The 25,261-nt window shown below is 41.3% G+C and carries 27 protein-coding genes, 1 other RNA gene and 2 pseudogenes; 17 read left to right on the top strand and 13 right to left on the bottom strand.

All coding sequences use genetic code 11. The features are described from left to right. Nucleotides 1–33 precede the first annotated feature (33 nt). The 3 genes from FTV43_RS02210 to FTV43_RS02200 all read left to right on the top strand — a co-directional run bounded on the left by FTV43_RS02210 (nt 34) and on the right by FTV43_RS02200 (nt 2,491). Nucleotides 34–1,164: a TIGR00341 family protein gene (locus tag FTV43_RS02210; protein WP_004970544.1), complete on the top strand. Its 1,131-nt coding sequence runs from the start codon at nt 34–36 to the stop codon at nt 1,162–1,164. A gap of 180 nt (nt 1,165–1,344) precedes the next feature. Further along, a complete protein-coding gene (locus tag FTV43_RS02205) occupies nt 1,345–1,722 on the top strand; it encodes a diacylglycerol kinase (protein WP_004970542.1) in 378 nt (125 codons plus the stop codon). A gap of 55 nt (nt 1,723–1,777) precedes the next feature. Beyond that, complete coding sequence (locus FTV43_RS02200) at nt 1,778–2,491, top strand: phosphatase PAP2 family protein (protein WP_104852309.1); 714 nt, start codon at nt 1,778–1,780, stop codon at nt 2,489–2,491. Here FTV43_RS02200 and FTV43_RS02195 read toward each other — a convergent pair. The 7 genes and pseudogenes from FTV43_RS02195 to FTV43_RS02165 all read right to left on the bottom strand — a co-directional run bounded on the left by FTV43_RS02195 (nt 2,472) and on the right by FTV43_RS02165 (nt 10,465). Then, nucleotides 2,472–3,782, bottom strand: a complete 1,311-nt coding sequence (locus tag FTV43_RS02195) for an ATP-binding protein (RefSeq protein ID WP_104852308.1) — start codon at nt 3,780–3,782, stop codon at nt 2,472–2,474. The two genes, FTV43_RS02200 and FTV43_RS02195, sit on opposite strands and share 20 nt — an antisense overlap. After that, on the bottom strand, nt 3,782–4,459 hold the full coding sequence (locus FTV43_RS02190; protein WP_178866529.1) for a response regulator transcription factor: 678 nt from the start codon (nt 4,457–4,459) through the stop codon (nt 3,782–3,784). The genes FTV43_RS02195 and FTV43_RS02190 overlap by 1 nt, the downstream gene beginning before the upstream one ends. Beyond that, a pseudogene (locus FTV43_RS02185) lies at nt 4,452–6,173 on the bottom strand (phosphoethanolamine transferase). The gene FTV43_RS02190 and the pseudogene FTV43_RS02185 overlap by 8 nt, the downstream one beginning before the upstream one ends. A 242-nt stretch (nt 6,174–6,415) precedes the next feature. After that, nucleotides 6,416–7,117 (bottom strand): VIT family protein, encoded by a 702-nt coding sequence (locus tag FTV43_RS02180; protein WP_179994771.1) that lies wholly within the window; start codon nt 7,115–7,117, stop codon nt 6,416–6,418. Between the two features lie 104 nt (nt 7,118–7,221). Further along, a pseudogene (locus FTV43_RS15880) lies at nt 7,222–7,440 on the bottom strand (transposase); the annotation flags it as partial. Between the two features lie 101 nt (nt 7,441–7,541). After that, on the bottom strand, nt 7,542–7,934 hold the full coding sequence (gene cueR / locus FTV43_RS02170; RefSeq protein ID WP_104852305.1) for a Cu(I)-responsive transcriptional regulator: 393 nt from the start codon (nt 7,932–7,934) through the stop codon (nt 7,542–7,544). 59 nt (nt 7,935–7,993) lie between these two features. After that, nucleotides 7,994–10,465 carry a heavy metal translocating P-type ATPase gene (locus FTV43_RS02165; protein WP_179994770.1) on the bottom strand — a complete coding sequence of 824 codons (2,472 nt, stop codon included), beginning with the start codon at nt 10,463–10,465 and terminating at the stop codon, nt 7,994–7,996. 149 nt (nt 10,466–10,614) lie between these two features. Here FTV43_RS02165 and FTV43_RS02160 point away from each other — a divergent pair, with 149 nt between their 5' ends. From FTV43_RS02160 to FTV43_RS02135, 6 genes are all read left to right on the top strand, one after another. Further along, on the top strand, nt 10,615–10,809 hold the full coding sequence (locus tag FTV43_RS02160; RefSeq protein ID WP_004970528.1) for a heavy-metal-associated domain-containing protein: 195 nt from the start codon (nt 10,615–10,617) through the stop codon (nt 10,807–10,809). Nucleotides 10,810–11,312: 503 nt separating this feature from the next. Then, the gene (locus FTV43_RS02155) at nt 11,313–12,314 is read left to right on the top strand and encodes a putative oxygenase MesX (RefSeq protein WP_179994769.1); all 1,002 of its coding nucleotides are present in this window, start codon (nt 11,313–11,315) and stop codon (nt 12,312–12,314) included. A gap of 26 nt (nt 12,315–12,340) precedes the next feature. Then, the gene (locus FTV43_RS02150) at nt 12,341–13,369 is read left to right on the top strand and encodes a methionine synthase (RefSeq protein WP_178319217.1); all 1,029 of its coding nucleotides are present in this window, start codon (nt 12,341–12,343) and stop codon (nt 13,367–13,369) included. Nucleotides 13,370–13,491: 122 nt separating this feature from the next. Continuing rightward, nucleotides 13,492–13,986, top strand: a complete 495-nt coding sequence (locus FTV43_RS02145) for a flavin reductase (protein ID WP_004970523.1) — start codon at nt 13,492–13,494, stop codon at nt 13,984–13,986. Between the two features lie 71 nt (nt 13,987–14,057). After that, a complete protein-coding gene (locus FTV43_RS02140) occupies nt 14,058–14,348 on the top strand; it encodes a type II toxin-antitoxin system HigB family toxin (protein ID WP_019836372.1) in 291 nt (96 codons plus the stop codon). A 1-nt stretch (nt 14,349) separates the two neighbouring features. Beyond that, on the top strand, nt 14,350–14,751 hold the full coding sequence (locus FTV43_RS02135) for a type II toxin-antitoxin system HigA family antitoxin (protein ID WP_004970519.1): 402 nt from the start codon (nt 14,350–14,352) through the stop codon (nt 14,749–14,751). A gap of 47 nt (nt 14,752–14,798) precedes the next feature. On the opposite strand, the gene ssrS is transcribed toward FTV43_RS02135, so the two are convergent. From ssrS to FTV43_RS02120, 3 genes are all read right to left on the bottom strand, one after another. After that, nucleotides 14,799–14,981, bottom strand: a non-coding RNA gene (gene ssrS / locus FTV43_RS02130) — 6S RNA. A 110-nt stretch (nt 14,982–15,091) separates the two neighbouring features. Then, nucleotides 15,092–15,376, bottom strand: a complete 285-nt coding sequence (locus tag FTV43_RS02125; protein ID WP_004970518.1) for a cell division protein ZapA — start codon at nt 15,374–15,376, stop codon at nt 15,092–15,094. A gap of 1 nt (nt 15,377) precedes the next feature. Beyond that, on the bottom strand, nt 15,378–15,929 hold the full coding sequence (locus FTV43_RS02120) for a hypothetical protein (RefSeq protein ID WP_154320487.1): 552 nt from the start codon (nt 15,927–15,929) through the stop codon (nt 15,378–15,380). 64 nt (nt 15,930–15,993) lie between these two features. On the opposite strand from FTV43_RS02120, the gene FTV43_RS02115 reads away from it, so the two are divergent. Next, a complete protein-coding gene (locus tag FTV43_RS02115) occupies nt 15,994–16,629 on the top strand; it encodes a UPF0149 family protein (protein WP_179994768.1) in 636 nt (211 codons plus the stop codon). 93 nt (nt 16,630–16,722) lie between these two features. Further along, nucleotides 16,723–18,057, top strand: a complete 1,335-nt coding sequence (pepP, locus tag FTV43_RS02110) for a Xaa-Pro aminopeptidase (RefSeq protein ID WP_104852302.1) — start codon at nt 16,723–16,725, stop codon at nt 18,055–18,057. A 79-nt stretch (nt 18,058–18,136) separates the two neighbouring features. Here the strand turns inward: pepP and FTV43_RS02105 are convergent, their stop codons facing one another. Together FTV43_RS02105 and FTV43_RS02100 are read right to left on the bottom strand one after the other, a co-directional pair. Then, the gene (locus FTV43_RS02105; protein WP_154320489.1) at nt 18,137–18,430 is read right to left on the bottom strand and encodes a type II toxin-antitoxin system RelE/ParE family toxin; all 294 of its coding nucleotides are present in this window, start codon (nt 18,428–18,430) and stop codon (nt 18,137–18,139) included. Next, nucleotides 18,420–18,665 (bottom strand): type II toxin-antitoxin system RelB/DinJ family antitoxin, encoded by a 246-nt coding sequence (locus FTV43_RS02100; RefSeq protein WP_167846138.1) that lies wholly within the window; start codon nt 18,663–18,665, stop codon nt 18,420–18,422. The genes FTV43_RS02105 and FTV43_RS02100 overlap by 11 nt, the downstream gene beginning before the upstream one ends. Nucleotides 18,666–19,037: 372 nt before the next feature. On the opposite strand from FTV43_RS02100, the gene ubiH reads away from it, so the two are divergent. The 3 genes from ubiH to FTV43_RS02085 all read left to right on the top strand — a co-directional run bounded on the left by ubiH (nt 19,038) and on the right by FTV43_RS02085 (nt 21,918). Further along, nucleotides 19,038–20,246: a 2-octaprenyl-6-methoxyphenyl hydroxylase gene (ubiH, locus tag FTV43_RS02095; protein ID WP_179989404.1), complete on the top strand. Its 1,209-nt coding sequence runs from the start codon at nt 19,038–19,040 to the stop codon at nt 20,244–20,246. Next, nucleotides 20,243–21,493 carry an FAD-dependent monooxygenase gene (locus tag FTV43_RS02090; protein WP_179994767.1) on the top strand — a complete coding sequence of 417 codons (1,251 nt, stop codon included), beginning with the start codon at nt 20,243–20,245 and terminating at the stop codon, nt 21,491–21,493. The genes ubiH and FTV43_RS02090 overlap by 4 nt, the downstream gene beginning before the upstream one ends. Nucleotides 21,494–21,669: 176 nt before the next feature. Further along, nucleotides 21,670–21,918 (top strand): hypothetical protein, encoded by a 249-nt coding sequence (locus FTV43_RS02085; RefSeq protein WP_004972644.1) that lies wholly within the window; start codon nt 21,670–21,672, stop codon nt 21,916–21,918. A gap of 191 nt (nt 21,919–22,109) precedes the next feature. On the opposite strand, the gene rsmI is transcribed toward FTV43_RS02085, so the two are convergent. After that, a complete protein-coding gene (gene rsmI, locus FTV43_RS02080; protein ID WP_131261744.1) occupies nt 22,110–22,952 on the bottom strand; it encodes a 16S rRNA (cytidine(1402)-2'-O)-methyltransferase in 843 nt (280 codons plus the stop codon). Between the two features lie 205 nt (nt 22,953–23,157). Here rsmI and FTV43_RS02075 point away from each other — a divergent pair, with 205 nt between their 5' ends. The 3 genes from FTV43_RS02075 to FTV43_RS02065 all read left to right on the top strand — a co-directional run bounded on the left by FTV43_RS02075 (nt 23,158) and on the right by FTV43_RS02065 (nt 25,251). Beyond that, nucleotides 23,158–23,586: a YraN family protein gene (locus FTV43_RS02075; protein WP_004972647.1), complete on the top strand. Its 429-nt coding sequence runs from the start codon at nt 23,158–23,160 to the stop codon at nt 23,584–23,586. Between the two features lie 110 nt (nt 23,587–23,696). Continuing rightward, complete coding sequence (locus FTV43_RS02070) at nt 23,697–24,374, top strand: BON domain-containing protein (RefSeq protein ID WP_004972649.1); 678 nt, start codon at nt 23,697–23,699, stop codon at nt 24,372–24,374. Continuing rightward, nucleotides 24,364–25,251 (top strand): alpha/beta hydrolase, encoded by an 888-nt coding sequence (locus tag FTV43_RS02065; RefSeq protein WP_179994766.1) that lies wholly within the window; start codon nt 24,364–24,366, stop codon nt 25,249–25,251. Before FTV43_RS02070 ends, FTV43_RS02065 begins: the two co-directional genes overlap by 11 nt. Nucleotides 25,252–25,261 lie beyond the last annotated feature (10 nt).

The raw sequence follows: 25,261 nt of genomic DNA, 5'->3' as shown, positions 1-25,261 counted from the left end.
TAGATTCCTATTCAGCTAACACAGAGGCATGCGATGGAAAAAGATCAAGATCCAACGATTGTGGTTGAAGACAGTCCTGAACAAGAAAAATATGAACTTCTGAAAGAAAAGCTGAAATACAAACAAGCGGAGCGCGAAAACTCTAAAAAGATTGACCATAAACAAGTACGGCTGAATATTCAGGCCGATGCCTTGCCAAGCAAAACCTTTTTTATAATGAATGCTTTGGCAGCTATTATTGCAGGCTATGGTTTATTGTCTAATTCAGCTGCAGTGGTGATTGGTGCAATGCTGGTTGCGATGATGCTTGGTCCTATTTCAGGTATGGCTTTAGCATTTATTGATAATCGATGGTTGTTTTTTAAAACAGCATTTAAAACCTTAGTTTTAGGTGTGTCGATGATTGTCAGTATTGGCATCATTTTAGGTCTTATCAATATTAACTTACCTATCACCCATGAAATTCTGTCTAGAACTCAGCCTACCATTATGGATTTAATGATTGCACTTGCGGGTGGTGCAGCAGGGGCATTTGCAGCCGTTTCACCACGTCTGTCTGTGGCTGTTGTTGGCGTTGCAGTTGCGACTGCTTTGGTACCGCCGCTGGTTGCAAGTGGCATATTAATTGCGCATCTGGAATGGAAACATGCAGCAAATGCTCTGCTGTTGGCACTGACCAATATTGTTGCTATTCAAATTAGTTCTTCACTGGTGTTATGGGCAGCTGGTTTTAGACGCGGTTCAGATGAAGAAGTAAATAGCACAGTAATTGAATTTATTAAAAGAAATATCGTGAGTCTTTTAGTACTTTTTGCGCTGGGTATCTATTTAAGCTTTAACTTTATGATGATGTTAAATAAACAGATGTATGAACATCAGGTAGAAAGCTTGATTGAAAGTCAATTTAATCAACATAATAATTTGATTGATACGGTGCAGTTTGATCGGCGTAAAGAGATGACTTTAATTCGCGTAGTCTTGCGTGGAGATATAGCGCCAAAACCTCAACAGATTTCTGCATTGAATCAAAAATTAGCACAAGACCCACGTGGAAAACCAAGTGTGGTTCAAGTGCGCTTTATTCCTGTGCAAATTATTCAAGCCAAAGAAAGTCCTGATTTTGATATTAAGCAAGTTGAAGCCGAGCAATTGATACAACCTTAGATTCAACAATAAGAAATTGATGGTATTTACAGCTTACTTTAGATGGAGTCTTATTATTCAATAGGGCACTCATAATGTTACATATTACACCGATTTAATTTAATAGTCTCAAAAGGTTATAGTTAAGCCAATTTTAAGCTAAATCACTTAACATCGGATTTATTTCAAATCAGATTCACTATGCTTCCACGCTCTCCTTACAAAGGCACTTCTGGTTTACAACGGATTTTGAATGCCACAGGCTATTCTTTGGCAGGCTTTAAAGCCGCCTTTCAAAATGAAGCGGCATTTCGGCAAATCATTCTGATTAATTTACTGCTGATCCCGCTCAGTTTTTTCATGCCTGTCAGTCGTGTTGAACAAGTGCTCATGATTGTGGTGTGTTTACTTGCCATCATTGTCGAACTGATTAACTCTGCTATTGAAGCCGTGGTCGATCGTGTTTCGATGGAGCAACACCCCTTGTCTAAAAATGCCAAAGATATGGGCAGTGCAGCGCAATTTGTTGCTTTGGCAATTATCACATTGACTTGGGGCGCATGCCTGATTCCTGCTTAATCCTTCAAAAAGCATAAGACAGACTTTAAAATAGATAGTGAGTTGAGTAATCCTCATGCGGCATCAGCATTCAAAATTTTTACTTCTTCAAGCAATTTTACTCCTTCTGAGTTTGCTGATATTGCTCAATTTTTTTAGCGTTGCAGGCACGCTAGATTTACACCTAATTCAACCTTTTATAGATGCACATGCAGAATTTCCATTGCGACAAAATTGGGCATTGGCTGAATTAAATCATCGTTATGTCAAATATATCCTGATTGCAGTATATCTGAGCTATTTGCTGGCTTGGTTGCTGTCTTTCAAATTTCAAAAATTACGTGCTCGTCGTTGGGAGTTTGGCTATTTCTTTTGGATGGTGGTGATTTCGACCAGTGTGATTGCAATACTTAAATCACAGTCGGCACATGCTTGCCCGTGGGATATGAGCATTGCCACAGCGCATGGCGTTTGGTGGGATTTAAGTGCAACGGCAGGGCATTGTTTTCCAGGGGGGCATGCCTCAAGTGGTTTTGCTTTATTGGTAGGATATTTTGTTTATCGGGCTGCTCAACCTAAACGTGCTTATTTTTTCTTGATTGCGGCTTGCATTTTAGGCATGGGGATGGGCTGGGCGCAAATGATGCGCGGGGCACATTTTTTTAGTCATAATCTTTGGACAGGCTGGATTACTTGGTGTTTGAACGTAGTCGCTTATGCGTTCTTGGCGCATAAATTGCCACAATCAAAATCTAAATTAAAACCCGATCTTAACGCATCGGAAATTTAACCTGCACACATAAACCACCTAAACTGGCACTTTTAGAAAACTCTAAACTTGCACCTAAGCGTTGGGTGGCTTTATCTACAATAGATAAACCTAAACCGCTGCCAATTTCTGCATGGTTGTGAATACGGTAAAAACGCTGTCGAATTTGATTGAATAGTGCGGGGTCAATGCCTGCACCACTGTCTTCAATTTGCAAAATTGCATGTTGTTCTTGCTGAAAAATAGTCACATTGATCACGCCTTGTTTGGGCGTATATTTAATCGCATTATCAATTAAATTATAAATAATGGAATGCAAAGCAGAACTTTGCCCATGAATATTCAACTCTTGGCGTTGTTCGACACCTAAATCAATATCTTTTTGCAATGCCAATTGAATAAGTTGTTCCACACAGGCAATGGTCATTTGATTTAAAGATAGGGTTTGATCGTTTTCAATTAGACTATCTGAGGCATCTTGCTTGGCTAAGCTTAATAACTGATTGACTAAATGCTGTAAACGCAAAACCCCTTGGCTTAAATTATTGAGGGCATCACTATGTGGAAATTGCTGCAATAAAATTTGTACTTGTAAATTGAGTGCAGTGAGTGGGGTACGTAATTCATGTGCAGCATCGGCAACGAACTGGCGCTGTTCCTGCTGTGCGGCAGAAATTCGCGTAAATAACTGATTCATTTCCTGAATCGTGGGTGCAAGCTCGACAGGATAATCCAACATGTGAATCGGGCTGAGATCCTGCGCTTTACGACGTGCCAATTCGCTTTTAAAGTTATTTAGTGGTTGAAAATTATGACGAATCAGCCAACCCAAAGCCAAAAGGGCAAAGGGTAAAAATATTGCATAGGGAATAAACATATTTGCCGCTAATTCTAAAGCTAAATATTGGCGCACAGAGTTTTGCTGGCTAATTTGAATCTGTAGGGTTTCTTGCGGCAAAATATAGGTATGCCACAGTCCAACTTCGGTTTGATGATTATAAAACCCTGGTTTTTCTACGGGTTGTAGCAACACATCTTGAGGGTGTAATTGTGTTGTAGCATCGTCATATGACCAAATATCGACAAATAAGTCTTCTTCGCTATATCTCTGATTTAAATCGATTTGGCTCTGTGTAGGTTCAGGATGGTTCGCTGCAATGCGTTCTGCCAAACTTTGCATTTGTGCATCTAAAATTTCATTCATTTCTTCTAGGGCAATTCGATACGCTGCAAATACCAAAACGCAGCCCAACATGACACTAAAGATAGAAACATAAACAATCAGACGTTTTTGCAAAGAGTAGGATTGCATTAAATTTGCCCTAAACGGTAGCCCAAACCACGAATGGTACGAATAAAGTCCTTGCCAAGTTTGGCGCGTAAATGGTGAATATAGACTTCAATGGTGTTGCTGCTGACTTCACTGTCAAAATCATATAATTTATCTTCTAAATTACTTTTAGAGAAAATTTTATTAGGGTGGCTGACCAAAGCCATTAAAATTGCCCATTCACGATTCGACAATTCGATATATTCACCTTTGAATTTTGCCAAATGTTGTTCGGTATCTAAGACTAAATCGCCATAACTTAAAATATGTGCGGTATCGTTTACAGGATTTTGTGCGCCGCTACGTCTGAGCAGGGCATAAATTCGCGCCAGTAATTCATCAAATTCATAGGGTTTAATTAAATAATCATCTGCACCCTGATTTAAACCATCCACCCGTTGTTGCAATTGATCACGCGCAGAAATAATCAGCACGGGCAATTGTGGATGTAACTGGCGAATGTTTTTTAATACCTGCATGCCGTCCATCATGGGTAAGCCTAAGTCCAGCAACACCAACTGGATATCTTGCTGCTGTAATTGCTTTAAGCCATCAATCCCGTTGTTCACCCAAGTAACATCAAATTGCTGTAACTTGAGCAAGGTTTGGGTCGATTCGGCAATCATAAAATCGTCTTCAATGATTAATATTTTAGGCATGTGATGACTCGTGCTGCGGTTGAGTGGTAGATGGGGCAGAACATTGATTCAGCATATCATTTTTCGGATCAATCACTTGGCTTTTTACATCTAGTAAGCTCAATAAACTTGGGAAAAGATTGTCCTGACTCAATGCTGCTTGGCGTTGTGCTTTTAAGCAATTCACTTGCGCGGAATTTTGTTGTTGCCAAGCTTCTGAAAACCACATCAGCATCGGTACATGAGTTTGTTGAGTCGGTGCCATAGAATACGGTGCGCCGTGTAAATATAAACCATGCTCGCCTGTCGATTCACCATGATCAGATAAATACCAAAAACCAGTTTGATAGTGTTTTTGTTGCTCTAAAGTTTGAATCAACTGACTTAAAACATGGTCGGTATAGACAATCGAGTTGTCATAGGTATTGCGTAAGGCATCGGCACTGCAACCCTGAATCGCATTGCTGTTACACGTCGGTTGGAAGGGTTGATAAGCTACGGTTGAGCGTTTGAAATAAGCAGGTCCATGACTGCCCATTTGGTGCAAGATAATTAAATGTGAACGTCTGTCTTTCGGGTCAAGCTGAGCAAGATAAGCCTGTAAACTGTCCACTAAAATTTCATCTAAACATTCACCGCTAGCATCACACCATTTTTGTTTTAGCGCTGCAGGAATTTGATATTACTGCACCCGATCACAGGCACCTTTACAGCCTGAATTGTTATCAATCCAAGTGACTTGATAACCTGCACGCTGAGCAATATCCAGTAATCCTTCACGGTGACTTGCCAGTTGTTCATCATAATTTTGGCGTGGCATCCCCGAGAACATGCACGGCACAGAAACAGCCGTGGCTGTACCACAAGAGCTGACTTGAGTGAAATTAATCACAGGCAGCTTAGAGAGTTCAGGGTTGGTTTTTTTTGCGTAGCCATTCAGCGAGAAGCTTTCGGCACGTGCAGTTTCACCAACCACCAACAGCATAATTTTGGGTGCTGTGCCTGTTTGCGCACGTTGAATTAAATGTGCATCTTCACCATAGCGCAGCAGCGGCAAATTCTGTTTGGGTGCTTTCTTTTTATAATACGATAGACTAGAGGCAATCGCATTTTGTGGAGAAAGCATGCCTTTTAAATCACGATGTTCACGGAAGATTGCAGCATAATCCACATAAAAACAGAACAATAAACCTAAAATCAGCACAATCGAAACCACACTGCCTAAGGTCTTTTGCAGTAATTGACGGGCAAAATGAGTCGGCTGAATTTTAACAGACCACACCAAGACCAATGGCAGTAGCACAAACAGCACACTCCAAACCACCAAGCGCACTGACCAAAGATCACGTACTTCACGTACATCGGTTTGCAGCATATTTTGAATTTGGTCTGCGGTAATCACCACACCTAAACTATTGACAAAATAAGCGCTGAATCCACCGACTACAATCAAAATACTTGCTAATATTTTGGCATTCCAACGCCAGTTCAGCCATTGCAGCAATAGGTTATACGCCGATATGATCACGATCACGGTTGCGCTCAATAAGCCTATGGCTTTAATGCCCTGATAAGGCGTGAATTGTTGAATTTTCGCATAAAATCCATAGTTCAACACCAAGCCTAACCATAAGGCAAGCAGCAGATTGAAATAGAATAATGAAATTGGTTTTTGCCAAAAGCGCAGTCGGGCAAAGAAAGACGGAGCAAGTGGTGATTCGGGCTGCTTAGACATTGTCAATGATTCAAAAGACTTTAAGATGCTTTAGTTTAAAATTTGAAACTTAAAACTGACTTAAAATTGTGGGCTGAATCTGTTGTAGTTTTATTTGATTAACTTTGAAGATAGAAGTTTTAGAGATATAAACTTTGCATGGATAAGCTGTTCATTCATGTTATTTCTGAAGCTTGCCCTATCTCTGAATATATTTTTATCCAAAGATAGGGCAGAGATTTACACTGAATTTCCTAGATTTTTTAAGCCACAGCGACATGGAACATTGAACCAATCCACGCACTGAATACCATGGCGACAATACCCCAGATCATGACACGCAATGCACCTTTCCACATACTTGCGCCACCGACATAGCTGGCAAGCGCACCCATAACCCCTAGACTGATTACACCAACCAACATTACGCCTTTGTCTAACAGATGTTCAGGTAAGAGTAAAATAGACACCAACGGGAATAATGAACCTATGGTAAATGCCAATGCCGAAGAAAATGCTGCGGTAAAGGGTCGCGCTGCGGTGTGTTCTAAAATACCAATTTCATCACGGGCATGGGCATCTAAAGCATTGTGAGCAGTCAATTGTATGGCCACTTGTTCTGCCAATTTGGCATCTAAACCGCGAATCATATAAATATTGGTGAGCTCTTTTAGCTCATGCTCTGGGTTGAGTTTTAATTCACGTGCTTCCATCGCAAGGTCATTTTTTTCAATGTCTTGTTGAGATTTCACCGAAATATATTCACCCGCTGCCATAGAAGCAGCGCCCGAAATTAAGCCTGCAATACAGGTAATTAACAATGTTTGAGAAGATGCACCACTGGCTGCCATCCCCACGACCAAACTGGTCACAGAAATGATCCCATCGTTCGCACCCAATACTGCAGCACGTAACCATCCAGACCGTTCAATATAGTGTTTTTCGAGGTGGTAAGAATGTGGCATAGATCAAACTCTCTTGTTATTCAATTTTCGTTTATTGATGTGTGATATAGCATAAATCATTCTAAAAAAATTATCGGCTAAATAGGTGCTTTATTTCAGAAAAAGATGTTTTGTACAAAGCCAATGACCATGGGTAAAGAAAGACGGAATAATGATTTCATCATTAAGCAGCACTGGATGGCTGTTTTGGAGTAGGTTTGGGTTATCCCTTGTTTGCCTTTTGATGGAGCGTAGCATTACGCAGCAGGCTCAAACCAAAAGGCAATATTTTCGCGAAGAATGAGTGCTCGGTAATAGGAAGACCAATGGGTTGTCGGATAAATTTAAGGTTTAGGCTTATTCGTTTGGAAATTATATTGTGGAATAAGCCTTAGAGATAGTTTGTGCACCAAAGCCATTTAAAATTAAATGTTGGGTTGAATTCTCACTTGCCCAATTCAATATTCTTCAAAATCACACAATCTGCCTGTTCATCGCCAGAGCAATGGTCTGCAGAACTTTGTAGCCAATTCGCCATTTCCTGTAATTGCGTAATCTTCTGTTTTAAGGTTTCAATATGTTTAAGCGTGAGTTGCTTCACTTCTGCACTTTGTCGGTCAGCATTTTTCCATAAACCTAGCAATTCTTTCATTTGCTCAGAAGAAAACCCCAAATCCCGTGCATGCTTAATAAAAGACAAAGTTTTTAAATCTTGCTCAGAATAAATCCGATAACCCGAAGCAGAGCGTTTGGCGGTATCCAGTAAACCAATTTGCTCATAATAACGAATCATTTTGCTGGAAATACCCGATAGCTTAGAGGCTTGACCAATATTCATGTGACTTCTCTCATAAAAAGGGCGTAGAGCAATCTTCTAAACCCTTTTGTATGTTGCATTTAAATCTGTGCTGCTTGGAAATATTTTAAACGGAGCGCATTACCCAATACAAACACTGAAGATAATGCCATCGCGCCCGCAGCAAAAATAGGCGAGAGCAAAATACCTGCAAACGGGTATAGCACGCCTGCAGCAATTGGAATCAAGGCAATATTATAAATAAATGCCCAAAACAGATTTTGACGAATATTGCGGATAGTGGCTTTACTCAAAGCAATTGCATTGGGCACACCTTGTAAATTGCCCGACATCAATACAACTTCGGCTGCTTCAATCGCAACATCTGTACCTGTACCAATCGCAATTCCAACATCGGCTTGTGCCAAAGCAGGGGCATCATTAATACCATCACCCACAAAAGCCACACGTCCAAATTGCTGTTGTAATTCACGTATAACATCGACCTTGCCTTCAGGTAAAACCTCGGCCACCACATGATCAATCTGTAAACGTGCAGCAATTGCCTGAGCCGTATGTCGGTTATCTCCCGTAATCATCGCCACTTTTAAACCCAGTTGATGCAACGCTGCAATAGCAGCAAAAGTCGTGTCTTTAATTGGGTCTGCAACGGCAACAATGGCTGCCAGTTGTTGATCAATCGCCATATAAATTGGTGTTTTGCCTTCTTGTCCTAAACGTGCAGCTTCTGCATTAAAAGCGCTAACATCTAGCCCAATTTGTTGCATATAACGGTCTGCACCAATCTGAATACGTTGACCATTCACCAGTGCTTCAATACCTGAACCTGTGATGCTGTCAAATTCGGTAACAGGCAGTAAACTGACTTGCTTTTCTGTTGCAGCTTGCACAATCGCCAATGCAATGGGATGCTCAGATTTCGCTTCTACCGATGCTAAAAGTACAAAGACCTGATCTGCATCAAAACCCGATTGCACATGAAAATCGGTTAATGTCGGTTTGCCTTCGGTGAGCGTTCCTGTTTTATCCACCGCGACCACTTTAACATCTTGAAAAAGCTGCAAAGCTTCGCCTTTACGAAACAGCACGCCCATTTCTGCGCCACGACCTGTTCCCACCATAATTGAAGTCGGTGTGGCTAAACCCATCGCACATGGGCAGGCAATAATTAGAACAGCGACTGCATTGACTAAACCAAAGGTTAGGGTAGGTTCTGGGCCAAAAATAAACCACACAATAAAAGTAAGTGCAGCCAATAACATCACGGCAGGTACAAACCACATGGTCACTTTATCCACCAAGGCTTGAATAGGTAATTTAGAGCCTTGCGCTTGTTCGACCATACGAATAATTTGCGCCAACACCGAAGCTTCACCAATGGCAGTAGCACGAATATTTAGTGTGCCATTTTGGTTGATGGTACCGCCTACAACTTGATTGCCCACTTGTTTTGCCACAGGAACAGGTTCACCTGTAATCATCGATTCATCTATATAACTATGACCTTCGACTACTTCACCATCTACAGGAATACGTTCACCCGGGCGGATTTCGACAATGGTAATGGAACTGACTTCTGCCACAGGTACTTCAATGATTTGACCATCTCGATGAATACGCGCAGTTTTGGCTTGCATACCAATTAAATGCTGAATGGCTTGTGAAGTGCGACCTTTGGCTTTGGCTTCGAAATAGCGCCCTAGCAAAATTAAACTGACAATCACTGCCGCAGCTTCATAATAAACATGCACTGTGCCTTCTGGTAAAAGCTGTGGCATAAATGTCGCTACCAATGAAAAACTGTATGCAGCCAAAGTTCCCACAGCCACCAAAGAGTTCATATCAGGCGCAAAACGTAACAGCGCTGGAATCCCTTTTTGATAAAAACGACGTCCTGGTAACAGCAGCACCAATGTGGTTAAAGCAAATTGAATCAACCAACTTTGTTGTTGCCCAATATTGTGCATCACCCACATGTGAAAGGCGGGAATCATGTGTGAGCCCATTTCCAGAATAAATACAGGCAAGGCTAAAATCAGTGAAATTACTAAATCACGTTTCAGTTGTTGCTGTTCCAGATTCTTTTTATCGTGTTGTTCGTTAGAGTCGTGTTGCAGCAGTTTGGCGTCATAACCTGCTTTTTGAATCGCTCGAATCAGGTCTTGGCTAGAAACTGTGGCATTCGGTTGAATCCATGCGCGTTCAGTCGCCAAATTGACATTGGCTTGTTCTACACCAGACACTTTCTTTAAGGCTTTTTCGACACGTGCTACACACGAGGCACAGGTCATGCCATCAATAGACAGTTCTATTGGTTGAATGGCAGCTACATCAAAACCTGCACGTTGCACTGCCTTAATGAGCAGTGCACGGTCTAAAGGTTGCGATGCGTGAATCAGTGCTTTTTCTGTTGCAAGATTCACTTCAGCTTTTTCTACACCATCGACTTTTTTTAAGGCTTTTTCGACACGCCCGACACATGAGGCACAGGTCATGCCTTCTATAGACAAAGTTTCCTGATAGGGAGAGGCATTTGGGTGTTTTGCGTCCATGGTCGTCTCTATAATTTGGAGGATGTGTTTAGCATATAGATTGACACGATGGTAAGGTCAAGTAAATTTTAACCCAAAATAGGCTTGACCTTGCCAGCATGGTAAGCTTTAAACTACAGTTCAACAAAGGCAGAAGTGTGGAGTTCGCAATGAAACTATTGATTGAAAATATGACTTGTGGCGGTTGTGCACGTGGTGTCACGGCAACCATTCAAGATGTTGATCCTGCTGCAAAAGTTGAAGTCGATTTAGCGACTAAAATTGTGACCGTGGAAAGCACTGCAACTGTAGATCAAATTACGGCTGCATTGGCAGAAGATGATTTTCCTGCACAAGTTCAATAAAACTGCATCATCTAAGAAGCTCCAATGTGTGAGCTTATCGTAAGGTCAATTGGTCAACTGACGAATTGACCTATTTTTTTGCCTGCCGATTTTTTCTCGTTGTTTTTTGATGTGACCAACTGAATACATTTTGATCACGAAGATGCTAAACCAAGCCAATCAGAAGCTGAGATTTTCTAACTTCAAGCTGAGTTTCATTCATTCAGGGCTGAAATCTGCTGAATGAACTATGTGCTGTCCTCTAAAATATACTCTTCAATATTTATCGGAATAAAAATATTTTTTGGTTTTAACTTGTTGTTATTGAAATATTTATTTTAATTTTTAAATTTAAGGGATAACAGAAAAACCATCATTTTTAGATGTTTTGCTGCATATTTTAAATTAAGGTGAATAAAATTCACTTTGGACTGAGGTTAAATCATTTTTATTCACTTTGTCGTTCCAGTATAAATACCCTCATTCAGAAATTTTAACTTTGTAAATTTGGGTAGTAGATCATCATGACAAAGCCATTCACCTGTTCAATTAAACGTATTCGTTTTGACGAAAACTATGAACCTGCTAACAACACGCGTTTAACCACCAATTTTGCAAATTTGGCGCGTGGTGAAAGCCGTCAGGAAAATTTACGCAGAACTTTAGCGATGATCAATAATCGTTTTAACTCGCTCGCATCTTGCGATAACCCGAAAGGTGATCGTTATTCGCTTGAAATTGACATCATTTCTGCAGAAATTGATATTGAAGGAAACGGCAAAACTTTCCCATTCATTGAAATGCTAAAAAGTACGATCACAGATCATCAAACAAATGAACGCATTGAAGGCATGATTGGTAACAGTTTTTCTTCTTATGTCCGCGATTATGACTTTAGTGTGGTATTGCGTGCATTCGGCTGCAAAGCAAATGAAAAGCCTGAAAGTTTTGGCGATTTGCACGGTAAGCTTTATCAGCATTTGGTCAGTTCAGCAGTGTTCCAAGCTGAGTTTCAAAAACAACCTGTGATTTGCCTGAGCGTATCAACCACAAAAACTTATTATCGTACGACCAATGTGCATCCTGTCTTAGGCACAGAATATAAAAATGATGAATACTCACGTACCGATGACTACTTTGAAAAAATGGGTTTAACTGTGCGTTACTTCAAACCTGAAAATAGCAATGCACCGCTTGCGTTCTATTTTTCTGGTGATTTACTGCGTGATTACACAGATTTTGAGTTGATCAGTGCCATCAGTACTATGGAAAGTTTCCAGAAAATTTATCGTCCTGAAATTTATAACACCAACTCACCTGCAGGCGAGGTCTATCAGCCAAGTTTGAATTATCAGGATTATTCATTAACCCAAGTTGTATATGACCGTGTTGAGCGAGGTCAGTTGGCAGTCAAGCAGGGCAAATGGACTGAAGAAAACTTTATCAAACCTTATCAAGACATTCTTGAACAATGGGCTGCCAAATTCGTACCGCCGCATGCTACCAATCAAGAACGTGTTGCTTAACTTAAAATTTAGATAGAAGATTCAAAATGGCTATTTTATTACCGACTTCAACGGCTGGCAGCTTACCTAAACCTTCGTGGTTGGCAGAACCTGAAAAGCTTTGGTCAGCTTGGAAATTAACAGGGCAAGAATTACTGGACGCAAAACAAGATGCGCTACGTCTATCACTGCATGAACAACAGCAAGCAGGGATTGATATTGTGAGTGATGGGGAGCAAACCCGTCAGCATTTTGTCACCACCTTTATTGAACACCTTGAAGGTGTCGATTTCGAGAAACGTGAAACAGTCAAAATTCGTGATCGTTATGATGCCAGTGTCCCTTCTGTGGTGGGTGCAGTTTCTCGTCAAAAACCAGTCTTTGTTGAAGATGCCAAATTCCTGCGTTCACTGACAGATCAACCCATCAAATGGGCGTTGCCTGGTCCTATGACCATGATTGATACTTTATACGATGCGCACTACAAGAGCCGTGAAAAACTGGCGTGGGAATTTGCCAAAATCCTGAATCAGGAAGCGCGTGAACTTGAAGCAGCAGGCGTGGATATCATCCAGTTTGATGAACCTGCGTTTAATGTGTTTTTTGATGAGGTGAATGACTGGGGCGTGGCAACATTAGAGCGCGCGTTAGAAGGTTTGAAATGTGAAACAGCCGTGCATATTTGCTATGGCTATGGCATTAAAGCCAATACCGATTGGAAAAAAACACTCGGCTCAGAATGGCGTCAATACGAAGCAGTTTTCCCAAAACTACAGCAGTCTAATTTGGATATTATCTCACTGGAATGTCACAACTCACGTGTTCCGATGGATTTGCTTGAACTTATCCGTGGTAAAAAGGTGATGGTGGGTGCGATTGATGTCGCAACGAATACGATTGAAACAGCCGATGAAGTTGCAGATACATTGCGCAAAGCATTGCAATTTGTCGATGCTGACAAGTTGTACCCATCGACTAACTGTGGAATGGCACCATTGAGTCGTCAGGTTGCACGAGGCAAGTTACAGGCTTTGGCTGCTGGTACGAAGATTATTCGCCAAGAATTATCTAGTTAAGCGTTCGATCAGGCGAAGTGAATTCAAGCCAAGTGAATTTAAGTTAAGTGAATCAGGGATGCTTTTTCAGGCAAAAAGCATCCTTTGAACTTTCTAAAAAAGTTGAGTGTTGGAATACGGTGATGGTTAAAGCAACAGACTTCAAAAATGCAATGTCTTTCTTATCAAGTGCAGTCAATGTAGTGACGACAATGGGAGATGCAGGACGTCATGGTTTTACTGCATCTGCGGTATGTAGCGTGACAGATACACCGCCAACATTATTGGTGTGTATGAATAAATCATCGCGTTCACATCTCAGTTTTTTAGAGAATAAAGTGCTGTGTGTGAATGTGCTAAATGCAGAACAAGAACATCTTTCCAATGCATTTGCCTCATCAAAATTGAGTTCCGATGAGCGTTTTAAGCAGGCTGAATGGGCTGCTTTGGAAACGGGCGCTCCTATATTAAAAAATGCATTGGTCAGCTTTGATTGTGAAATTTCGCAAATTCAAGAAGTGGGGACGCATACTATTTTTATTTGCCCAATAGTTGCCATTCAAAAAAATCAACAAGATCAGGCGTTGGTTTATTTTAATCGTCACTATCATCAAGTTGGTGAAACTGAGTTTGTTTAATTCGCTATAAAATATTGCAATATGCGATAATCAGTTTATACTTGATTTATAGCAAAATGCGATAAAATATTATGCATGTGATCACCCACGCTAGAATTATAGAGGCAATGCACAAGTGGCCACAGGCTGAAACAGCACTCGATGGTTGGTATCGAATTATTAAGGCAAATGATCCGAAAGACTTTGCCGAAATGAAGCAGTTATTTCCAGCAGTTGATAAAGTTGGAAAGTTTCATGTATTCGATATTGGTGGGAATAAGATTCGACTTATTGCTGTTGTGATGTATCAGGCAAAGCGTGTGTATATTCGTCATGTGTTATCCCATAAAGAATATGACAAAGGTCATTGGAAGGAGGATTAGTATGAACGCAATGATTAAACAGGCTGTAGATCACTGGCACTACGTTGCTCCTTTGCTGAGTAAACCAGAAAATGAAAAAGATTTTCATGCACTTGTCGAGGCTTTAGATGAGCTTTTAGATATTGTTGGTGATGATGAAACGCATCCTTTAATGGGGCTGATTCATCAACTCGGTGACTTGGTTTCTGTTTATGAAAATGAACACCTGCCTATTCCTCATGGAGATGGTCGTGCTGCTTTAGCTTTTTTGATGGCGCAACATGGATTAGGTCAATCTGACTTGGCAGAGGTTGCAACTCAATCTGTGATTTCGGAGATTTTAAGCGGCAAACGCCAGTTGAATATTCGTCATATTAAAGCGCTGTCTGAGCGGTTTAAGGTTTCTGCTGATACATTTTTCTAAACGATTTTATATTTTTTAGACATTTTATTTTTAGATATTTAAAAATAAATAGCTCCGAAGATGCCGCTGCATGTCGTTACCCTGAACCCGAAAAAGTTCAAGGCGGACGCGACGCATACTTGCTGGGTTTCCCATACGAGATGGGCATACGCTCTAAATATGCAGAACACAATCCTAAGATTTAAGTATCGGCAGGGATATAGACTCGCTGGCGAACACCTCAGAGTTAGAATTAGTATAACCCATCTCAGTTGCTTGGCAACTCATGTTCACGAATTAACTATAAAGATAGAGCTTGTTTGCATAGCCTTTATGCAAACTTAAGTCAAAAAAACACCACTTAAGTAAGGGCTTCAACTTCTTGCAAAATGGTGCTGAGTAAACGCTCACAATGCTCATAATGCTGCAAAGATTTATTCATAGAAAGAACCTCTTGCATCAACTCTAAAGCCACCACAATAATCAGTTTGCTCGGTTCCATATTGGGCGCTTTACGACGAAACTCATCATAGCGTTCATTCAATAATTGTGCCGCACGCTCTAAATCTTCTCTTTTTTCTTCAGTTGTGGCTAAACGGAAACTATGTCCTAAAACACGTAAATCAATTGGAATTTGAACTGACATATTAACCTTCCTCACTCACTTCGGCAGGGTGGGCAAGTTGTTGAATTTCTTGCGCATGATGATCTTGAGCTGTACCTAAAATTGCAAGACGCTGAATAATGGCTTCCACTTTGGCTTTGGCATGCTCATTTTTTTGTAACAATCTTTCACGTTCTTGTTTGAGTGTCTGAATTTCGTGCTGATTTAAACGCTGATCATTCAGCATTTTTTCTTTTAAAATGCGTAATTCATTGCGTTCAGCCAAAATTTCCTGAAAGCGGTTTTTCAAATCAGTACAGCTTTTTTCCAAACGACTGTAACGATCTGCCAATGCTGTCGCATCTTGATTTAACTGCTGTAATTGCGCTTGCGTGCTGCTTAATTGCTCAGTCAGATTCTCAATTTCATCTTGCTTGGCAGTAATGATGCCGTTTCTTTGCACAATTTGTGCATGATGCTGTTCCTCAGCAGTTTGCTTGGCTGTGCTGAGGGCGGCATTTTCACTTTCATAATGATTAATTCGTGTTTTTAAAACACCAATATACGCTTGTAGACGCTGTAATTCTTCTAACATATCGTGGTCGCACAGTATTGCAAACAAAGGTAATATATACGAAGTATAGAGATTGGATAAACGAATGCAAGACGATATTTCAGGTTGGTCGGAATGGTTCCGCAATTTTTCTAACATTGAAGAAATTTCAAGCCCAAGTGAGTTACATGGCTTGCTGACAGGTATAGTTTGTGTGACAAATGCACCAACCGAAACCGAATGGCAGCAGATTTTAGAAACTTTAAATGTGCCAGAATTAGAGCCAGCCGCACTGTCACTTTTAACCGATGAATCAGAAGATGTCGCACATGCCTTGTCTGAAGATGAGTTGGATTATTTGCCGTTGTTGCCAGATGATGAACATCTTTTACAAGAACGTGTGCAAGCTTTGGCGGATTGGTGTGCAGGCGTCGTGCTTGGGTTTGGTTTAGCTTCTGGGCATATTCGTTCAGATGAAATTGAACTGATTGAGCATTTACAAGATGTCGCTGCAGTTGAATTTGAAGATTCAGACAATGACGAAGAAGGCGAAGAAAGCTATCAGGAATTATATGAATTTGTACGTTTAATTCCTGTGAGTTTATCTGTAGGACGTAAAAAAGTGTCTGTAGAAGAAAGCTCTTTATTGCAAAATCTACATGCCAAGTCGCGTCAACAAACCGCACAAACACAAAACGCAAGTGCTGTTGTTGAAATGTTTACACCACATCGTCCGAGTTAATCGGGCGTTGTGTGCCTAAGTATGTCGGTGTAAGGTGTTTTAAGTCATTACAACAATCATATTTTCATCATTTTATATATGTAGACCGTATTTATGAAAAAACTGACTCAAGTCGAATTTAAAGAACGTCGTGATCAACTTGCAGAACTGATGGGGCCCAATAGTGTCGCAATTATTGCAACCAGTCCTGTGGCAATGCGTAATCGTGATGCAGATTATAAATATCGTGCCGACAGCAGTTTTTTCTATTTAACAGGTTTTGCTGAACCTGAAGCAGTTGCGGTGATTGAAACCTATGAATCAATTGATGAAGGTTATACCTACACGTTGTTCTGCCGTGAACGTAACCGTGAAATGGAAATCTGGAATGGTTATCGTGCAGGTTTAGAAGGTGCAATTGAGCTGTTTGAGGCAGATGAGTCTTTTGCAATTGCGCAATTAGATGCAGAAATCATCGCCAAAATTGTCAATAAAGACACGTTGTACTATCGCTTGGGGCATCAGACTGAATTTGATGTACGTGTTGCGGCATGGAACCAACAAGCTGATGCACAACATCGTCAAGGCAATACTGCACCTGCCAAAATTGTTCAGTTAGATCGTTTGCTGGATGAAATGCGTTTGCATAAAACTGAGTCTGAATTGGAACTGATGCAAATTGCTTCAAATATTAGTGCAGAAGCACATACTCGTGCCATGCAAACAGTAAAAGCAGGCATGATGGAATATGAGCTAGAAGCTGAACTGAATTATATTTTTGGTAAAAATGGCTGCGTACCTGCCTATAACAGTATTGTCGGTGGTGGTGAAAATGCCTGCATTTTGCATTATGTCGAAAATGACAAAGTGCTTAAAGATGGCGATTTAGTCCTGATTGATGCAGCCTGTGAATATCAGTGCTATGCCTCAGATATTACCCGTACTTTTCCCGTGAATGGTCAATTCAGCCCAGAACAAAAAGCGCTGTATAACATTGTATTGGATGCGCAAATTGCAGCAATTGAAGCCGTGCAAATTGGTAACTCCTACAAAGAGCCGCATCATGTTGCGGTGCGTATTTTGGTGCAAGGATTGCTTGATCTAGGCATTATGCAGGGCGATTTAGAAGAAATTATTGCTTCAGAAAGTTATCGTCAGTTTTATATGCACGGTACAGGGCATTGGTTGGGCATGGATGTGCATGATGTCGGCAGCTATAAACATGGTGAAGACTGGCGTGTTTATGAAGAAGGTATGGTGGTGACCGTTGAACCGGGTCTATACATTGCACCCGATGATGAAACGGTAGATGCTAAATGGCGTGGTATAGGCATCCGTATTGAAGATGATATTGTGGCGACTGCGAACGGGCCATTGAATCTGACTTCAAAAGTGGTTAAAACTGTGGAAGAGATTGAAGCATTGATGGCAAAAGCTAAATCTGCTTAATTGGGTCTAATCAAAGCTGGTCAAGTGATCAGCTTTTTTATTAGAAAGCGCGTGTAAATTTTGAGTATGTAAATAATTTTTAGTCTTTGATCCGCTTTTTTGCTTCATCATAAACAATGTTATCAGCACGCTTTCCAACGGTAATGAGCAAAATAACGACCTGATCATCCTTGACCTGATAAATAAGTCGGACACCCGCTTTTAATAATTTGATTTTATAGCAGCCAGCAAGATCACCTTTAAGCATGTTCTTTGGAATATGTGGCTGCTCAATGACTTTGGCTAATTTTTTCTTGAATTGGTCGCGGATAGCACTCGGAAGCTTTTCCCATTCTGCAGTGAAGTCCTTGTGACGTAAAAGTTTATAAGTCATCTAATGTGACTTCCTCGAACATCTCTTTAGGATCATTCATGCGTTTACGGACGAGTGCCAATAGTTCTGCATCTTCTTCTGAAAGCAATACTTTTTGTACAGGAAGTTTTCCAGTCGTTGCCACATATTCAAGAATATTGGTGAAGAAATCGGTAGGTGAAATACCTTGTTCTTTAAGAATAGAATAAGATTTTTCTTTAAGGGCTTCATCGACCCTGAAATTAACAGTAGCCATCACTTTTCTCAGTTATTGAATGTATGGAAATATTGTAATGCAATATGCATTACAAAGATAGTTTGTATAATAATCATTATGTGAGATCATTTTTATCATTGAGCTTATTTCAAAATTGATCATCAGCCATCAATAGTACTAAGTATGGAATATATCTTCTCTTGTGTCATGCATGGCTCGGAGCAAGAAGATGGGGGATTAATAATTATAGTTTGAATCGGACATTTGCAAGAAGTCTAATCATCTTCCATAGCTTCAACACTAATTCATTATAAAAATAAATGACTTTGCGGTAAGATAAAATCCATTACAGATTATACGTATTTCGATTGAATCTTTTGAAGTCGAATACCTCATAAAAAGGATCAAGGCATGCAACAAGAAGTGATCATTGTAGGCGGTGGTATGGTCGGGCTAAGCTTAGCCTTGATGTTGGCTAAGTCAAACATTGCAGTGAAGTTGCTAGAAGCGATTCAATACCCCAATTATGACGATGCCAGCCTTGCGCCGTATCATTCCAGTTTTGATGCACGTAACAGTGCCTTGTCGCGTCGCAGCGTACAAATTTACCAAGAGCTAGGTTTATGGGATGCCTTGCAAGAACATGCTACGCCTATTTTAGAAGTTCAAATTACCGAACAAGGTAGTTTTGGCAAGGCACGTTTATTGGCCGAACAAGAAAAAGTCGAAAGCTTTGGTCAGGTGATTGAAAATGCATGGTTAGGTCGAGTGTTGTTGACCGAAGTACGTAAACAACCTTTGATTGAATTGATTGATGGTGTGCAGGTCACCAGTCTTAAACAAGATGCAGATTTTGCCTATATTGAAGCGGTACGTGGTCAGGAACAATTACAGCTTGCTGCCAAACTACTGATTGCTGCCGATGGTCGTGATTCTTTCTGCCGTAAAGCCTTGGGCATTGGTGCATCGGAACATGATTATGACCAAGTAGCGATTGTGACCACAGTGCAAACCTCCAAGCCGCATGCGCATGTGGGTTTTGAGCGTTTTAGTCATTTAGGGCCTTTGGCGTTGCTGCCCCTGCCAGGTGAATATCGCCGTTCTGTGGTGTGGCCTGTGCCAAAAGGGACAGAACATGAATGGATTGGTGATGAAAATGATCAACACTTTTTAAATGCCTTGCAACAAGCCTATGGTGACCGTGCAGGGAAGTTTGAAAAAACAGGACGTCGTTTTAGTTTTCCATTGTCACAAGTTCTGGCAGAAAAACAGGCGGTTGGTCGCGTTGTACTGATGGGTAATGCAGCGCATACCATTCACCCAGTCGCAGGGCAGGGCTTTAACTTGTGTATGCGAGATGCTTACGTATTATTGCGTTATCTCACCGAACAGGCGGCACAGTCAGCAGATTTAGGCGATGCTGCAATGCTGCGTGACTATGAACAATCGCGTTTGAAAGATCAACAGCGAGTCATTAAATTCTGTGACAGCGTGGTACGTGGATTTAGCAATCAAAACCCAATCCTGAAATTTATGCGTAATACAGGCTTAGTCGCGTTTGATACCATTCCAGGCATTAAACCTTTGGTCGCCAATTATGCCATGGGGTTAAAAGCATGATCACAGCAAATCAACAAACGCAAGTGTTAGATGTCGTCATTATTGGAGGCGGCTTGGTGGGAGGCTTAACTGCACTTTTATTGGCACAAGGGGGTGTGCAGGCTACAGTTTTAGATGCCGCACCTATTTTAGATGCAGAGAAAACCCTTGCAGTTGCCAATCCGCGTGTATTGGCTTTAAGTCAGGCCACCATCCACCTGTTAAAAACAGTCAATGTCTGGTCTAAACTGGCGCGACATATGCCGTATAGCGGCATGCAGGTTTGGAATAAAAATGGCTATGGCGAAATTAACTTTGGGGCAAGTAACGAACGTACACCCGCTATTGAGCAGGCTCTGGGTTCAATGGTCGAGCCAAGCATTTTAAATCTAGCGATTCAGCAGCAAATGTTGCAACAAGTGCAAGATTATCGAACGCAAGTCAAAGTGACCCGTTTAGAGCGTGGTGTTGGCGTTTGGCACATTTATTTGGCCGATGGTACACAATTACAGACTAAGCTAGTCATTGGCGCAGATGGTGCTAACTCCTTTGTGCGCGAACAAGCCTTTATTGATTTTGATGTGTTGGATTATCGTCAGGCAGGTCTAACCTGTGCAATTCGTACTGCGCAGCCGCATCAGCATGTTGCACGTCAAATTTTCTTAGAAACTGGTCCTTTGGCCTATTTACCGATGGCAAGTTTACAAGCCGAGCAGGAAGGGCATTGGCAGTCGATTGTTTGGACTTTGCCTGATGACTATGCCGAAGAATATGCCAAACTGAATGATGACGACTTTACCCAACTTTTGACTCGTGAAAGTCATCACATGCTTGGGGAAGTCTTAGAGGCAACCCCACGTGCTATTTTCCCACTGAAAGCACGTGCAGCGCAGCGTTATGTGCAAGATGGTTTGGCACTTATTGGTGATGCCGCGCATGTAATTCATCCGCTTGCAGGGCAGGGCGTGAATATTGGTTGTCTGGATGCAGCCGTACTGTGCGATGTGTTGTTGCATGATTTCAAACGTGGTGTTTGGGCGCATGAGCAAACTTTAAAGCGTTACGAGCATCGTCGTAAAGGACAAAATGATGCCATGATGCATAGTATGTCTGCGATTGGCTGGATGGAAACCACCACTTTATTCCCTGTGGTGTGGGCACGTAACTTTGGTTTAAAACAGGTGGAGCAGCTGCCTGCGTTAAAAGATGCCTTTATGTCACAAGCCAGTGGATTAAGCCTGCTTAAAGACACACGCTACGCGGTTTAAAGCAAAACAGTCGTTTTTTGTACGGTCATACATACCTGATTACGAATTTGGTTAAAAAAGATACGTTTTTTTTAATCTAGACTCTATGCGAAAGGCCAAGAGATTGCTAAATTTCATCGTAATTCATAACCAGTTTTCACTTGGACTAAATTGAAGTCATTTGTGGGGAGATTAAGATGACGGACATGAACGATTACGATGATGTAGAAGATTCAACTGTAGACGAAGATGAAGCGAAAGCGGCTGAAAAAGGTGCAGCAGAATCAGAAGAAGGTGCTGTAGATGGTGATCTTGCAGAAGCAGAAACTCTCACTGTAACTGCCAAACTAAAACAGCGTCAGGCATTGGAAGATGAAGTGGCTGCATTCTTGGCGCGTGGCGGAAAAATTACCGAAGTGCCACCAGATGAGTCTGCGCGCGACTAATCTGTTGAACGTGCTTGTTGAACTTGTTGATTGAATTTATTCGTTGAACTGTTGAGTGAGTTAGGGCGGGATGCTTACTATGCAGGCTGCTCTAATGTTTATCACTTCAAGATAAAAAAGCATCACCTTGTATAAAGGGTGATGCTTTTTTTATGCGCGATGATCGTCATCACTGTTATTGCTCAATCGGCTTATTCAGCTGCTTGGCTTAATTCCAACGCACGTTGATAGGCAATTTTCTTTTTAATCCCTGTTAGATCAGCCGCCAATTGTGATGCTGCTTTTACCGATAAATCTTGCAACAAACGCTGCAATAATTGATCTAATTTTTCTTGTTCCATGTCTTTTTCTTCGCTCGCTCCCCCCACCACCAATACAATTTCACCTTTTTGTTGATGATGATCTGCTGCGATAAATTCAGCCAATTCACCTAAAGTCATTTTTTTAATGGTTTCAAAGGTTTTGGTGATTTCACGGGCAAAGCCAACAGGGCGATCTGCACCAAACACGGCAGCCATATCTTTGACTGAATCTAAAATTCGATGTGGTGCTTCATAAAAAATCAGGGTTTGGGTTTCATCTTTCAGCTTTTCAAGTTGCTGTAATCGCTGTGACTGTTTGGACGCGAGAAATCCCTGAAAACTAAAGCGATCACTGGGTAAACCAACAGCACTGAGCGCTGCAATCGCTGCACATGCACCGGGTACTGGAATCACACGGATACCATTGGCTTGTGCTGCACGAACCAGTTTAAAACCTGGGTCGCTAATCAGTGGCGTACCTGCATCGCTAATGAGCGCAATATCTTCGCCATTGAGTAATTTTTGGACTAAAATATCAATCTTGTTGCTTTCGTTGTGTTCATGGCAGGCTGTAAGCGGAGTTGAAATATTAAAATGTTTCATTAATTGTGCAGAGGTGCGGGTATCTTCAGCGGCAATTAGGCTGACCGATTTGAGCACATCAATTGCACGGTAGCTCATATCATCTAAGTGACCAATTGGGGTAGCAACAACAAATAACTGGGCACTCATTGAGTTTTCTCCGTGGGAAATAGCAAACTAAAATAAAAATGATGGAACACGAAACAACAGCAGTATTGGCTTGCGTCTGATACAAGTTACAGACCAAGCGCTTATTCTACCTGAATTGCAGTCTGGCGTGTGAAACTCGCGTCATCGCACTTCAGCGAATACTACGATTGCGCACCATAACAAAATAAAAAAAATCGGATATAGCATGAATCAAAAAACACTGCAGCAAAGCATTGGCACATGGGCAGAGCAGACGGCTTGGCAATATTTACATCAACACGGTTGGCGTATGCTGGAGCAGAATTATCACAGTGTTTTTGGTGAAATAGATGGTATTTTTATTCAAGCAGAACAACTGATTTTTGTAGAAGTTAAAGCGCGTTCGCAAACTGGCTATGGCAAAGCCTACGAAGTGGTGTCTGCATCTAAGCAGCGTAAAATTATGAAAACCGCCATGCAGTTTTTAACAGAATATCCACACTATTCAGAATATTATTGTCGTTTTGATGTGATTTGCTTTGATTTTTCTCAGCAATTTGCAAAAACAGTACAGCAAGACTTTTCCAAATTCCCGTATGATTTGCAATGGATTGAAAATGCTTTTACTTTTGATGCAGACTTGATTAATCTTTGAGTGAAATTTAAAGCAAAAGCATCAGTCGGTGTATTGTTGATCGTGCAAATCTAAGGATGAAATGCACAGCACAAGCCAGAATTGAAAGAAAATAATAGGAGTCTTGCTGAGTGTTCAAGCGTATTGCAGTGACCTTGCTGTGTGTAGCAAGTTTATCGGGTTGTGCAAGTTTTATTTCAAGTGGCACAGGCACTGCGCCAGTGGGTACAGAAAGTGGTGCACGCTCACTTGGGCAAGTGTTTATAGATAACTCTATTGAACGTACTGCAAAAATTAATTTATATAAACTGGATTCACGTTTTAAACAATCACGTGTCAATATAGAAAGTTTTCATGGCAATGTGTTGTTGACAGGGCAAGTGCCTGACGCGCATTTAAAACAGTTGGCAGAAGACAATGTGCGTGCCATGAGTGATGTAAAAACCATCCACAATTATATTACAGTGGGTAATCAAATCAGCTATAGCACCATTATGCAGGACACCACGGTTACTGCAAATACCCGTGGTTTGATTATGAAAGCACCTGTGGTGTCAGACAGCAAAGTGCGTATTCATACCGAAGATGGTGTGTTGTATGTGATGGGACGTTTAAACAATGCAGAATTGCAGGATTTAAACCAAGTGCTACAACAAGTGGGCAATGTCACTAAAATTATTACCCTGATTGATAATATTGAGCTACAACCGAGCAACAATGCGAACTTTGTCAGCCCAATGGTTGCTCCAGAAACACAAACGCCAGTCGCGATTGACCCAGATCAGGTTGAACCGACACATGTTCAATAATGTGGGACACTGGTTTAAACAACTGAATAAAACTTTAGAACAGGCGAAACGTATTTATGAAGAATTTCGCCTGTATAGTTTGGGCAGCTATGCGCTGAACCGTTTAACCCCACGTCAGGGTTATACCGTTCAAAGCAATATTGCTTATGGTTTACGTGCGCGACATCGTCTGGATTTGTACCGCACTACAACACCACGCCCGCAGTGTCCACTCATGGTGTTTGTGCATGGTGGGGCATGGTCACGTGGCGATAAGCAGGATTATCGTTTTGTGGGCGAAGCTTTTGCAAAAGAAGGCTTTGATGTTGCGGTGATGAACTATCAACTCGCGCCACAGCATATTTTTCCCACCTATATTGATGATTTAACTCTTGCACTGAATTACTTGACTCAGCAGCAACACAAACTGGGTATTTCTACGGCACAGGTGGTATTGATGGGACATTCGGCTGGGGCATTTAATGTGATGTCCTTGTTGTACCATCCCCAGCCCTATGCTTTAAGCTGTAAAGATCACATTCGTGCGATTATTGGTTTGGCAGGGCCTTATCATTTTGATTATAAGGATGATCCGCTATGTGCCGATGCCTTTGATCAAGAGGTGCCGTATCAGGATGTGATGCCGTATTATTTTGTGGAGCCGAATTCAGTCAAACACTATTTATTGGTGGCAGAAAAAGATCAAATTGTGGGGGCAAGTAATGCCACAGACTTCGACCACGTATTAAAGAAATATGGCAATCATAGTGAAATTATTGTCATTCCAAAAACAGGGCATGTCAGTGTTATGGCATCGGTGTCGAGTTTGTTTAGTCGTTTCTTTGCGACCAAACGCCAAATTATGCGTGCTTTAGATCAGGCACTTAAAGATGCGTGATGTTGATTGA

The organism is Acinetobacter sp. YH16053, from assembly GCF_013417035.1.
Lineage (GTDB): Bacteria > Pseudomonadota > Gammaproteobacteria > Pseudomonadales > Moraxellaceae > Acinetobacter > Acinetobacter towneri.
This window is presented reverse-complemented; position numbering and strand designations above follow the sequence as displayed.

Excerpts from the sequence above, each read along its gene's own strand:
- FTV43_RS02085 (WP_004972644.1), top strand. The coding sequence starts at position 21,670 with ATGACGGACATGAACGATTACGATGATGTAGAAGATTCAACTGTAGAC.
- FTV43_RS02105 (WP_154320489.1), bottom strand. The coding sequence starts at position 18,430 with ATGACTTATAAACTTTTACGTCACAAGGACTTCACTGCAGAATGGGAA.
- FTV43_RS02180 (WP_179994771.1), bottom strand. The coding sequence starts at position 7,117 with ATGCCACATTCTTACCACCTCGAAAAACACTATATTGAACGGTCTGGA.
- FTV43_RS02145 (WP_004970523.1), top strand. The coding sequence starts at position 13,492 with ATGGTTAAAGCAACAGACTTCAAAAATGCAATGTCTTTCTTATCAAGT.
- pepP (WP_104852302.1), top strand. The coding sequence starts at position 16,723 with ATGAAAAAACTGACTCAAGTCGAATTTAAAGAACGTCGTGATCAACTT.
- FTV43_RS02140 (WP_019836372.1), top strand. The coding sequence starts at position 14,058 with ATGCATGTGATCACCCACGCTAGAATTATAGAGGCAATGCACAAGTGG.
- FTV43_RS02160 (WP_004970528.1), top strand. The coding sequence starts at position 10,615 with ATGAAACTATTGATTGAAAATATGACTTGTGGCGGTTGTGCACGTGGT.
- FTV43_RS02195 (WP_104852308.1), bottom strand. The coding sequence starts at position 3,782 with ATGCAATCCTACTCTTTGCAAAAACGTCTGATTGTTTATGTTTCTATC.
- FTV43_RS02100 (WP_167846138.1), bottom strand. The coding sequence starts at position 18,665 with ATGGCTACTGTTAATTTCAGGGTCGATGAAGCCCTTAAAGAAAAATCT.
- FTV43_RS02065 (WP_179994766.1), top strand. The coding sequence starts at position 24,364 with ATGTTCAATAATGTGGGACACTGGTTTAAACAACTGAATAAAACTTTA.
- FTV43_RS02115 (WP_179994768.1), top strand. The coding sequence starts at position 15,994 with ATGCAAGACGATATTTCAGGTTGGTCGGAATGGTTCCGCAATTTTTCT.
- FTV43_RS02090 (WP_179994767.1), top strand. The coding sequence starts at position 20,243 with ATGATCACAGCAAATCAACAAACGCAAGTGTTAGATGTCGTCATTATT.
- FTV43_RS02125 (WP_004970518.1), bottom strand. The coding sequence starts at position 15,376 with ATGTCAGTTCAAATTCCAATTGATTTACGTGTTTTAGGACATAGTTTC.
- FTV43_RS02075 (WP_004972647.1), top strand. The coding sequence starts at position 23,158 with ATGAATCAAAAAACACTGCAGCAAAGCATTGGCACATGGGCAGAGCAG.
- FTV43_RS02205 (WP_004970542.1), top strand. The coding sequence starts at position 1,345 with ATGCTTCCACGCTCTCCTTACAAAGGCACTTCTGGTTTACAACGGATT.
- FTV43_RS02210 (WP_004970544.1), top strand. The coding sequence starts at position 34 with ATGGAAAAAGATCAAGATCCAACGATTGTGGTTGAAGACAGTCCTGAA.
- cueR (WP_104852305.1), bottom strand. The coding sequence starts at position 7,934 with ATGAATATTGGTCAAGCCTCTAAGCTATCGGGTATTTCCAGCAAAATG.
- FTV43_RS02150 (WP_178319217.1), top strand. The coding sequence starts at position 12,341 with ATGGCTATTTTATTACCGACTTCAACGGCTGGCAGCTTACCTAAACCT.
- ubiH (WP_179989404.1), top strand. The coding sequence starts at position 19,038 with ATGCAACAAGAAGTGATCATTGTAGGCGGTGGTATGGTCGGGCTAAGC.
- FTV43_RS02120 (WP_154320487.1), bottom strand. The coding sequence starts at position 15,929 with ATGTTAGAAGAATTACAGCGTCTACAAGCGTATATTGGTGTTTTAAAA.
- FTV43_RS02165 (WP_179994770.1), bottom strand. The coding sequence starts at position 10,465 with ATGGACGCAAAACACCCAAATGCCTCTCCCTATCAGGAAACTTTGTCT.
- FTV43_RS02135 (WP_004970519.1), top strand. The coding sequence starts at position 14,350 with ATGAACGCAATGATTAAACAGGCTGTAGATCACTGGCACTACGTTGCT.
- FTV43_RS02155 (WP_179994769.1), top strand. The coding sequence starts at position 11,313 with ATGACAAAGCCATTCACCTGTTCAATTAAACGTATTCGTTTTGACGAA.
- FTV43_RS02200 (WP_104852309.1), top strand. The coding sequence starts at position 1,778 with ATGCGGCATCAGCATTCAAAATTTTTACTTCTTCAAGCAATTTTACTC.
- rsmI (WP_131261744.1), bottom strand. The coding sequence starts at position 22,952 with ATGAGTGCCCAGTTATTTGTTGTTGCTACCCCAATTGGTCACTTAGAT.
- FTV43_RS02190 (WP_178866529.1), bottom strand. The coding sequence starts at position 4,459 with ATGCCTAAAATATTAATCATTGAAGACGATTTTATGATTGCCGAATCG.